We start from the raw sequence: 11385 nt of genomic DNA, 5'->3' as shown, positions 1-11385 counted from the left end.
TTTTTTCTGTTTAATCTATACAATTTCAGCAATGGCAACATCCGCATTGACATAGTTACCTTCTTTGATTATTTGTTTTAAAACACCATGTCGATGTGCTATAACTTGCACTTCCATTTTCATAGCTTCCATAATAGCAATCACATCACCTGCATTTACCTTTTGATTATCGTTTATCACCCATTTAAAAAGGCTACCTGAGACAGGCGATGGGACAATTAACTCAGAAAGCGCCGCTTTGCCACAAGAAGGTGTAGCCAAATTAACATCTGTTTGCAAAGATAATCCAGCTAATAATTGTGCAGGTAAACCAAGTTTACAACGCTTACCATCAATTTCAATAAAAGTATGTGTAAGTATTTCTTCTTTTTGTGGTACTTGCCTTTTTGCTGACGCTATCGCGGTATCAAATTCAGTTTCGATCCAACGTGTATGCACGTTAAAATCATCACAAAAATCAGGGTGCTCAATGACCGCACGATCAAATGGTAATACACACGCAACGCCCTCAATTGAAAATTCTGCTAATGCACGCCGAGCTCTTGCTATAGCTTGCTGTCGGTTATTTCCAACAATAATAAGTTTTGCAATAAGTGAATCAAACATTGCAGGAATGGACGATCCCGCAACTACGCCACTGTCTAAGCGTACACCAGGACCTGTTGGCGCATCAAAACGCGTAATCGTTCCAGCTACGGGTAAAAAACCATTTGCCGCATCTTCAGCATTAATACGAAATTCAATAGCATGACCTTGTGGTTTAGGCGTTTGAGTAATACTAAGTGGTAAACCTTGAGCAATGCGTAGCTGTTCAATAACAAGATCAACACCAGTTGTTTCTTCTGTAACAGGGTGTTCAACTTGCAACCGAGTGTTGACTTCAAGAAAAGATAATTTGCCATCTTGGCTAAGTAAAAATTCAACTGTCCCTACTCCTACATAGTTTGCTTTAGTACAAATAGCAATCGAAGCTTGAATAATTTGTTGTTCTACATGCTCGGAGATAAAAGGTGCGGGTGATTCTTCAATTAATTTTTGATTGCGACGTTGCAATGAACAATCACGTGTTCCAACAACTACGACATTTCCTAACTTATCAGCAATAATTTGTGCTTCAATATGCCGAGGGTTATGTAAAAATTGTTCTAAAAAGCATTCTCCACGCCCAAATGCCGCTGTCGCTTCACGTACAGCGGAATGGTAAAGCTCTTCAACCTCGTCCTTGTGCCAAGCGACTTTTAAGCCTCTACCACCCCCACCAAAAGCAGCTTTAATCGCAATCGGTAAACCATGGGTATGAGCAAACTCAACGACTTCTTTAACATCTTTTACTGGCTCTTTTGTTCCAACCACTAAAGGAGCGCCAACTTGCAAAGCAAGCTGTCTGGCTTTCACTTTATCGCCCAGTATTTCAATCGTTTCTGGATTTGGACCAACCCATATCAAACCAGCATCTTGTACTGATTTAGCAAATTCAACACGCTCTGATAAAAAACCATAACCAGGGTGTACCATTGTGGCACCTGCTCTTTTTGCTATCGTAATGATTTTATCAATATCAAGATAAGTTTCACTTGCTAGATTACCTGACAACCCATAAGCCTCATCAGCCATTTGCGCATGAAGTGCATCAATATCAGCATCGGCATAAACTGCGATAGACAAAAAGCCCATATCACGACACGCTCGTATAATACGTACGGCAATCTCACCTCGATTAGCAATCAATACTTTATGAATTATTTTTTGACTATTTTTAGACATGAGCAACATCACTCCCTTCAAATTCTTTAAATATTCCGATAGGATTAAATTTTATTTTAGCATTGACTGGAATTTGACCGGCTAAGTCTAAATGATAATTACACACAGCGCCAATAACAGGATATCCCCCAGTTAATGGGTGATCATTTAAAAATAGCACGGGTTGTCCATTAGCAGGAATTTGTATTGCACCAACACAAGTCCCTTCGCTTGGTAATTCTTGTTGCTTGTCACGACTTAAAGCTATGTCACCAGATAAGCGTAAACCAATGCGATTAGAGGCTGGTGTAACCTGCCATAGTTGCGAAGAAAGTAATTCTACGGCTTGCTTAGTAAACCAGTCAGTGCGTGGCCCAAGCACAATATCTAATACAATAACATCGTCACAAGTAGGATAGTGCATAACGGGAGTTTCCATTAATGACACCGCATTTAAGTTTTGATTGTGCTTAATAGCTAGCGTTTGACCAACATTAAGTGGTGATGGCCCAACTTGCGCAAGAGTATCATAAGAACAACTTGTTAAAATAGGCGATAGCTGAAAACCACCGCGTACAGCAAAATAACTACGTACACCACATTTTGCGCTACCTAAGCTAATAATATCACCAGTTTCCAATTGGATAGGTTGATACATTGCAGCATGATACATTTCACCAGCTGATGTTGTAATGCTTATCTCGCATTCAGCCCCTGTGACGGCAACTAACATACTACGGTTTATCTGTGCTTTAAACCCACCTTGCGTAATTTCTAATACGGCTTCATTAATTGGATTTCCTAAAATACGGTTGCTACTGTGCAGAGCTCCCTTATCCATGGCGCCAGACTCAGAAATACCTAATGCTGCCTGACCAATTCTACCCTTATCTTGTATGAGTGTTTGTAATCCCGTTGCTAATATTTTAATATCTTGTTGTTGACTAATGCTTTTATTGGCTTTTTTAGCAGGCGGTAAATGATATTTTTTAGATGACTTACTAGCATCAATGAAATTAACGCGGTTACCCGGCTTCAATAACGCAGGTTGATCACGGTTTAAGTCCCACACTGCTGTATCAGTTGTTCCAATAAGTTGCCAACCACCAGGGCTTGCTTGGGGATAAACACTGCTAAATTCACCCGCTAATGCAACAGAGCCAGCAGGAATACGAACTCTTGGTGATTGACGGCGTGGCACGTTAAGTTCAGCATTTTTAGCTACCATATAAGCAAAGCCTGGAGCAAAACCACAAAAAGCCACTTGATATTCATTATTGGTATGTCTGGCAATGACTTCACTAACGGTTATCCCTAAATATTCAGCCACTTGAGATAAATCCTCACCATTATACCTAACTGGTATTATGATCAATTCGCCAGATTGCATTACATGTTCTGCAATATCTAATTGAGCAATATGCTTAGCAAGCGTATTAGCATCAGTCACAATGGGATTATAACGAATTAATATCGTGCGTGCAGCGGGGATTATTTCTTCTATATTCCAATGTGAAACAACATGTTGAAGTGCATCAGTCAACGCCATTGTTTGTTCAAGGCTTTTGAGTTCAACAATAAGCGCATCAAGATTAACGGGTAAAAATCTCATTAAGCACCTCTATACATAGATCAAGTCCTAATTACCAAATATATAAATTTTATTTTGTTGTATCATGTTAAAAGATAAATTTATAGCCAACTTAAGCAGCAACTGTCTTGGCAAATGGGGTTATTATGATGCCATTTTGGTGTAATTTCTCCCGTACTTTTTGTGCCATAGCTAAGGCTCCAGCACTATCGCCATGCACACAAATTGATTCAGCATTAATATCCACAAACTGCCCTTCTACAGAGATAACTCCCCCATCATTAACAAGCTGTAGCATACGCTCAGCTACTAAATCAGGATCGTGTAATACAGCACCAACTTCTTTGCGAGAAACTAATGCTCCATCAGCACAGTACGCTCTATCAGCAAAAGCTTCAGCTACTACACACAAACCACTTTCTTTAGCCCATCCAATGAGTGGTGATCCAGCAAGAGCAACCAAAATCAACGAAGGGTCAATAAGGCAAATCGCATTAATTACCGCCATTGCCTGACGTTTATCATGTGCTATAGTATTATATAATGCGCCGTGTGGTTTCACATACCGAACGTTGGTACCAATCGATTTTGCTAATCCTTTAAGTGCACCAATTTGATAAATTACATCAGCACTTAGCTCATCGGTGGCAATGTCCATATTACGGCGACCAAAACCAACTAAGTCAGGATAACCGACATGGGCTCCCACCGTCACATTATTCGCCTTAGCGGCTTTTAAGGTTTTTAAAATACCCTCTGGCGAACCAGCATGAAACCCACAAGCAATATTAGCACTACTAACAACATTTAGTATTGCCTCGTCATTGCCCATTTTCCATTGTCCAAAACTTTCGCCAAGATCACTATTTAAATCAATAAATTTAGTTATTGTCATATTGTCCTTCTATTTTAAATAGTTAAAGATAGTGGCTACAGACATCGCTCCCATATACCAAGTAATGGCACAGACAATCAGACCTGACCACAATAACCATCTAGGATAATGATAGCCTGACATAAGATCGGCACGCTTCCAACCAATATAAATAAAGATAGTTAAACCAATTGGCAATACTAGACCATTAAAACCACCAGCAAAAACCAATAATGATACAGGTGCCGTTCCCATTGCTAAATAAATAGCCAGAGAAGCCATAATAAAAATAGTGGTTGCAAATTGGCGTTGCTTTTCAGTAATAGAACGCCTAAAAGGAGTAATAAAAGTCATTGAGGTATAAGCAGCACCAATAATACTAGTTATTGCAGCAGCCCATAAAATTAATCCAAAAATCCGTAATCCTAATTCACCCAAAGCTGCCTGAAAGGCTTGCGATGCAGGATTGGCAGCATAACTTGAAATATCAATAGTGACACCACTTGCTACCACGCCTAAAATGGCTAAAAATAAGATATAACGCATCAAACCCACAACTATAATTCCTTTCGTTGCTGCGCCTGAAACATATTTGATATGCTGAGCACCAACCATCCCTTTATCAAGTAAACGGTGAGCTCCAGCATAAGAGATATAACCACCAACCGTACCACCAACAATAGTCGTAATTGAGGCAAAATCAATATTGCTTGGAAAAACGGTTTCTTTTAAAGCTTGTCCAATTGGTGGATGTGATGCAAACACCACAAATAAGGTCAAAATAATCATCAACAAACCAAAACCAATCATTAAACGATCAATAAAATTGCTGGCTTTACGTGATGAAAATATATAAACCGCTACTAATGCGCTGATTGCACCACCCCACTTAGGATCAAGCCCAACAAGTGCATTTAAACCTAAGCCTGCACCCGCTATGTTACCAATATTAAACACTAACCCACCAAATATGATCAGCACTGCGAGTACATAACCACTGAATGGAATAGTCGCATTAGCAATATCCGAAGAGTTCATTTTAGTTAATGCAACAATTCGCCAAATATTTTGTTGAACAACAAAGTCGATAATAATAGAGGCTAAAATACCAAAACCAAAAGCAGTGCCAAGGGTAACAGTAAAAGTAGCTGTTTGAGTAATAAAACCTGGACCAATTGCTGAAGTTGCCATTAAAAAAATAGCACTGATTAACGAAGCACGCCGATTTTTAATAAAAGCAACGGTACTACTGCTATGATCTTTCATGTGCATATCTCCTTTTAATTTGTTTTTTTAATTATCGATAAGGCCACCCTATTTACGAATTTTTACTACTTTTGTAAGTAATGCAAACATCATGCCATAGGCTAACAACATCTATTGATAACAAGAATGGTTCCTATAATTACTGTTTTCGAGTAAAAAAACTAATTAAAAATAATTATAATTACCTACCACCAAGGAATGATAAGCGAATAATTAACACACAATAACGCTAATTTGCACCAAAATGAACATTAACAACTTAATTTAGTGCATCTTGCGTTAATAAAAGTTAGTAAAATTTTCTATCTTGGTATGTGATAACCAACTTTTATTAGTTTTATTCATTATTGATAAAATCCTTAATCAGATAATTCTCCATATAACTTTAAGTTATAACCATGTGAATATTTGCTATTTATTCATTTGATTCTTTATTGATAGACTTTAAACGTATATAAAAACCTTTATAGTGGAGAATCAAGATGAAATTATTAACCAAATTACTTACTACTATTACCTTAATAAGCACACTATTAGGTACCAGTTCTGCCTACGCAGATCGGCTTGATGATATTGAAAAACGAGGCGAAATCAAAATAGCGGTATTTGATAGTAACCCACCGTTTGGGTACATTGATGAAAAGACCAATAAAATTACAGGACTTGATGTTGATTATGCTAACGAGATAGCCAAAGGGTTAAACGTTAACGTTAAGCTAATCCCAACTAATCCCGCCAATAGAATTCCGTTATTGACATCAAAGAAAGCTGATTTAATTGTCGCTAATTTTACCATTACTGATGAAAGAACAAAAACAGTTGATTTTAGTCTGCCTTATTTTGCGACTGGTCAAAAATTTGTAGCAAAAAAGGGGGTATTAAAATCAGCTGACGATTTGAAAAACCTTCGTATTGGTGCTGATAAAGGTACAGTTATGGAAATTACATTACGTGAAAAATATCCAACGGCTAAGGTGATTTCTTATGATGATACGCCATTTGCATTTGCAGCATTACGTAATGGTGTTGTGCAGGCAATCACTCAAGATGATGCAAAATTAATTGGCTTATTAGCCAATTTACCTGAAGAGCAACGAGCAGTATTTGAGATTTCACCATTTAGTATTACTGAAGAATATCAAGCTGTTGGTATACCAAAAGGGGAAACTCGTTTAAAAGATAAATTAAATCAAATTTTGTTAACGCTTGAAAAAAATGGCGAAGCATTAACAATTCATAATCGTTGGTTTGGGCCTGAAACAACATCGGCTATGCCTCGTGGTGATTTTAAAATAGGTAAAGGTCAGTAGTTATGTACGAGCAATTACTTGAACCACGTTATTTGTGGTGGTTATGGGATGGTTTTTTAGTTACGTTGGCTATTTCATTGCTTACCATTATTTTTTCAACATTACTGGGTTTTTTATTAGTTATTGCTCAACAAAGTCGAATTAAAATCATTCAAATAATCGTAATGGGGTATAGCGCAATTTTTCGTTATTCTCCGTTACTACCTCAACTCTTTTTTTGGTATTTTGGGGTAGGTAGTTTATTGCCAGTCGAATTTAAATTATGGTTATTTGAAGAACCACAAATTCAATTGTTCTTTTTTTCAGTGAAAATACCATCATTTGAATTCATCATAGGCTCAATTAGTTTAACTTGTTATTCCTGTGCTTTTATTGCCGAAGAGTTTAGAGCTGGTATTGCTGGAGTTAGAGGAGCGCAAGAGCAAGCCGCATTAGCATTGGGTTTAAGTTGGTGGCAAAGTATGCGCTTTATTATTTTACCACAAAGTTTTCGCATTGCCTTTCCACCTTTAATTGGTCAGTACATGAATATTATTAAAAATTCGTCGTTAACCATGGCTATTGGTGTGCTAGAACTTTCTTATGTCTCGCGCCAAATCGAAACTGAATCATTAAAAACCTTTCAAGATTTTGCCATTGCAACTTTACTTTATATTATAACGATAGTAATAGTTGGAACTTTAGGCAATATTTATCAAACAAAACAATTGCAAACAAGTAGGGTGTGATTATTTATGGGCTTTAAAGGATTTGAAGTTATTTGGAATAATTTAGGTTACTTAATGTGGGGAAATTTCCCTGGAGGTATTTTCTTAACATTATTAATAAGTATTATCGCTATCTTGTTTTCAACAATTTTAGGTATTTTTGCAGGGGTAGGATTAACGGTTTTAAAAGGGATTTTACACAATTTATTAATTAGCGTGCTTAGTTTTTTTAGAGCTATTCCTGTTATTATGCTTATTTTTTGGAGTTACTTTCTATTACCTATGGTGCTTCATGTTGATATACCAGCAATTGCAACGGTGATATTTGCTCTATCTTTAATAGGTGCTGCATACATTGGCCACTCCGTTCATGCTGGCATGATTGCGGTGGCTAAAGAGCAATGGCAAGCAGCGTTTTCATTAGGTTTAACTAAACAACAGGTGATTATATTTATTATATTACCTCAAGCCGTTAAAATGATGCTACCGTCTTTTGTTAACCAATGGGTGTCACTTATTAAAGATACTTCTTTGGCTTATATTGTCGGGGTGGCTGAATTTACTTTTGTTGCAACACAAATTAATAATCGTAGTATGGTCTATCCAACGGAAATCTTTTTATTTGTCATTGTAGTTTATTTTATTATTTGTGCCACACTTGATCTTGCGGCTTCGATTTTACCAAAATACTTATTATGCTTTTTTAAATAATACGTTATCTATTTTCTATCCTTATTTCTTAATTGTTTTTTTATTTTAAGGTTGTCTTAAGGTTTTTGCGTTAAATTGTTAATAGGTTAAATAGATCTAGAAAATGGTTTATCTGCATAATTTACAAACAACCTTTTATTTTTGATTAACGAGTCAAAATATAAATCCCAATTATTTTTATGTGATATGTTTTGGGTATTCAATTATCATTAGGGATTATTGTTGGATTTATTATGAGCATCATATCCGTATGTTTAACTAAAAATTTGGAGTAAATATTCATAAATTTCTTAATCGATTGTCGCTTTATTGGACTAAATAAACAGATTTAGCAATGTAAAGTGCAATATAAAATAAATTATTGCGCATTTTCAATAATGCTAAAATCGGTATTAAAGTAATGAACAATGAAGATATTAATTTTTGAAGATGATAGTTTGTTACAAAAAGGACTATACGACGGTATAACTTCAAACGGTTATGTCTGTGAAGTTGCACAAAATGGTAATCAAGCTGAACAATATATCCAATTTGGACAATTTAGCTTAATCATTTTGGATTTAGGGCTACCGATTGTGATGGGCTTGAATTGCTAACGCATTGGCGAAAAAATGGTATTACAACGCCAGTCTTGATTTTGACAGCACGAGATACAAGACTACTAGCACGTAATTTAGTTGAAAATAGTTATCAATACAGCCCCAATGAGACTAAAATCTTGGTGAGTTGTAATAAGGATAAAAAAGACAACCTTATCACTGTACAAGATGAAGGTAACGGCATTGATGAATCTAAAAGCGAAAAACTAACCCAAGCCTTTTTTCGTATGGATCGCAAACATAATGGTATAGGGCTTGGTTTAAGTATTGTTAATCGTATTGCTAAATTACATCAAAGCCTATTTACCTTAAAAAATAGAACAGATAATGCAAAAGGTGTTATTGCAGAATTCAGGATGACTGCTTCACTTCATCAACTAAACGAGTAATTAATCGATTATTGCTATTCTCTTTAACAATTGAGTTTAAAAAACGTTGCCAAGTTCGTTCAATTTTCGCTTTAGCAAAAAAAGAAATGTAATTAGCAATAGGGATAAGCGTCGAATTACCAATATTATCAATAATAATCAAACGACTTTTATCAGCACTTAAGTGCTGAAACAAGATATTCTTGCTTTTTATTGTCATAGTAATAATACGGTTTTTTAATAAAGCCGATTTTAAATTTTTTAATGAAATAACTAAATCAGCATAATATTGTTGTGTTAATTTTTCATCCGCAAGATATTTTTCAAGTGATGTCGCTGTTTTTCCATCATAATCACGGATAAGTTCAAAAACATGACCTTGACCATAATTGGTTAACACCGAGCCATAATATTTAGCTAACGCTTCAAATGAAATATTGCGCCTGATCAGGTGTTTATAATAGGCAATTTCGCGGTTAGTTTCCTCTTCGGCACCATCATTATAATTTACTTTAATACACTTATTAAGATCACTAGGATGATGATAACATTTACGGTGTAATCCTCTGCTAATATAATCTTTCTCTGAAAGTTGAATAGTATTGTCCATTTGTATAAATATTGTGTTACTTAATGTTGATTTTAAGTTTATCAGTAAGACTTCTTTATCGCCATGATTTTTTATTTTTACTCTAGCGCTTTTATATTATTTCTGTATAATATTGCCACCCACGTTACGACAACGTTTTTCCCAATGTTGTTTTAGGTTGTGAGCATTAATATAACCACTCGAAGGGGTGTGTTGCTTAATAGTAACAATCAAAAAGTGTAAATAAATCAATTGATTTATTGACGTGAGATTAATTAAAAATTGGATAATTACGAATGAGTACTTTTTCAGCTAAACCAGAAACAGTTAAACGCGACTGGTACGTTGTTGATGCAGCAGGTAAAACGTTAGGTCGTTTAGCTACTGAAATCGCAAGCCGTTTGCGTGGTAAACACAAAGCAGAATACACACCACATGTTGATACAGGTGATTATATTATCGTTATCAATGCAGAAAAAGTTGCTGTAACAGGCAAAAAACGCACTGATAAGATCTATTATCGTCACACTGGTTACATCGGTGGGCTTAAAGAAGCGACTTTTAAAGAAATGATTGAACGTCATCCTGAACAAGTCATCGAGATTGCTGTAAAAGGCATGTTACCGAAAGGTCCTCTTGGTCGTGCAATGTACCGTAAACTAAAAGTTTATGCTGGTAATGAGCACAATCATGCGGCACAACAACCGCAAGTATTAGATATTTAAGGGGATAGAAGATGGCTGATAATCAATATTACGGTACAGGTCGCCGCAAAAGTTCTGCTGCTCGTGTATTTATCAAACCAGGTAGTGGTAACATCGTTATTAACAAACGTTCATTAGAGCAATACTTTGGTCGTGACACAGCTCGTATGGTTGTTATGCAACCGTTAGAGTTAGTCGAAATGACTGACAAACTTGATCTTTACATTACTGTTAAAGGTGGTGGTATTTCAGGTCAAGCTGGTGCAATTCGTCACGGTATTACTCGTGCATTAATGGAGTATGACGAAACTTTACGCTCAGCGTTACGTCAAGCAGGTTTTGTTACTCGTGATGCTCGTCAAGTTGAACGTAAAAAAGTGGGTCTACGCAAAGCGCGTCGTCGTCCACAATTCAGCAAACGTTAAGTGCGACAAGCAGCACTAAGTGCTTGATTTTTATGAAGTTTTTCGTAAAATCAAGTGAGATAAAAGGCGGAAATGAAATACTTTCCCCTTTTATCAGTAAATAAGCGCGAAGATGAAATATTCTTTCCTTATTTACAAGCTTGTAAACTCCTCGAGGGAGCCTTCATACTCCCGAAAGGGAGATAATACAGAAAGCGTTATAGAGATAACCTTTCAACCCGTATACAAGAGGGGACGTATTCTTGTAAGCCCTTTGTAAGGTATAAACCTTACCAGTCCAGAGTTGAACTATATACAACTACATGATGAGCCGAAGATATAGCTGACATCAAACTTCGCCATGAAGTAAACTGGAGCCTTTTGAGAGTCTTACACTCTCCAGTCATAGTTGGACTATACACAACTACAAGGCGAGCAATAAAACGATTGCCGACGTCTCTTTTTAACTAATAAGATACGACTTAATGTCCAGGGTTTATTTAAAACCATAGGGTAAAA

12 protein-coding genes are annotated in these 11385 nt (G+C 36.3%); 7 read left to right on the top strand and 5 right to left on the bottom strand.

Annotation, left to right across the window (positions count from 1 at the left end):
- Positions 1-15: 15 nt before the first annotated feature.
- The 4 genes from A9G41_RS10675 to A9G41_RS10660 all read right to left on the bottom strand — a co-directional run bounded on the left by A9G41_RS10675 (position 16) and on the right by A9G41_RS10660 (position 5474).
- Entirely contained in the window at positions 16-1773 is a 1758-nt protein-coding gene (locus tag A9G41_RS10675; protein WP_065581390.1) for an acetyl/propionyl/methylcrotonyl-CoA carboxylase subunit alpha, read from the bottom strand.
- Positions 1757-3355 (bottom strand): urea amidolyase family protein, encoded by a 1599-nt coding sequence (locus A9G41_RS10670; RefSeq protein WP_075539654.1) that lies wholly within the window; start codon positions 3353-3355, stop codon positions 1757-1759. The genes A9G41_RS10675 and A9G41_RS10670 overlap by 17 nt, the downstream gene beginning before the upstream one ends.
- Before the next feature lie 91 nt (positions 3356-3446).
- Positions 3447-4223, bottom strand: coding sequence for a LamB/YcsF family protein (locus A9G41_RS10665; RefSeq protein WP_075539665.1), 777 nt, complete (start codon positions 4221-4223; stop codon positions 3447-3449).
- A gap of 15 nt (positions 4224-4238) precedes the next feature.
- Positions 4239-5474: an NRAMP family divalent metal transporter gene (locus tag A9G41_RS10660; protein ID WP_141675143.1), complete on the bottom strand. Its 1236-nt coding sequence runs from the start codon at positions 5472-5474 to the stop codon at positions 4239-4241.
- A 476-nt stretch (positions 5475-5950) separates the two neighbouring features.
- Between A9G41_RS10660 and A9G41_RS10655 the strand changes: the two genes are divergently transcribed.
- From A9G41_RS10655 to A9G41_RS10635, 5 genes are all read left to right on the top strand, one after another.
- Positions 5951-6784 carry an ABC transporter substrate-binding protein gene (locus A9G41_RS10655; RefSeq protein WP_442902693.1) on the top strand — a complete coding sequence of 278 codons (834 nt, stop codon included), beginning with the start codon at positions 5951-5953 and terminating at the stop codon, positions 6782-6784.
- 2 nt (positions 6785-6786) lie between these two features.
- Entirely contained in the window at positions 6787-7512 is a 726-nt protein-coding gene (locus A9G41_RS10650; RefSeq protein ID WP_065581394.1) for an amino acid ABC transporter permease, read from the top strand.
- 6 nt (positions 7513-7518) lie between these two features.
- Positions 7519-8202, top strand: coding sequence for an amino acid ABC transporter permease (locus tag A9G41_RS10645; protein ID WP_075539653.1), 684 nt, complete (start codon positions 7519-7521; stop codon positions 8200-8202).
- Positions 8203-8609: 407 nt separating this feature from the next.
- The gene (locus tag A9G41_RS10640; RefSeq protein ID WP_065581396.1) at positions 8610-8798 is read left to right on the top strand and encodes a response regulator; all 189 of its coding nucleotides are present in this window, start codon (positions 8610-8612) and stop codon (positions 8796-8798) included.
- Complete coding sequence (locus tag A9G41_RS10635; RefSeq protein WP_075539652.1) at positions 8792-9190, top strand: ATP-binding protein; 399 nt, start codon at positions 8792-8794, stop codon at positions 9188-9190. Before A9G41_RS10640 ends, A9G41_RS10635 begins: the two co-directional genes overlap by 7 nt.
- Here A9G41_RS10635 and A9G41_RS10630 read toward each other — a convergent pair.
- Positions 9153-9779: a YrbL family protein gene (locus A9G41_RS10630; RefSeq protein WP_075539651.1), complete on the bottom strand. Its 627-nt coding sequence runs from the start codon at positions 9777-9779 to the stop codon at positions 9153-9155. The genes A9G41_RS10635 and A9G41_RS10630 overlap by 38 nt on opposite strands.
- 275 nt (positions 9780-10054) lie before the next feature.
- On the opposite strand from A9G41_RS10630, the gene rplM reads away from it, so the two are divergent.
- Complete coding sequence (gene rplM / locus A9G41_RS10625; RefSeq protein ID WP_065566227.1) at positions 10055-10483, top strand: 50S ribosomal protein L13; 429 nt, start codon at positions 10055-10057, stop codon at positions 10481-10483.
- An 11-nt stretch (positions 10484-10494) separates the two neighbouring features.
- A complete protein-coding gene (gene rpsI, locus A9G41_RS10620) occupies positions 10495-10887 on the top strand; it encodes a 30S ribosomal protein S9 (protein ID WP_034915459.1) in 393 nt (130 codons plus the stop codon).
- The last annotated feature ends 498 nt before the right edge of the window (positions 10888-11385 follow it).

This window comes from Gilliamella sp. Nev5-1 (assembly GCF_001690895.1).
In the GTDB taxonomy this organism is placed as follows: Bacteria; Pseudomonadota; Gammaproteobacteria; order Enterobacterales; family Orbaceae; genus Gilliamella; species Gilliamella apicola_C.
This window is presented reverse-complemented; position numbering and strand designations above follow the sequence as displayed.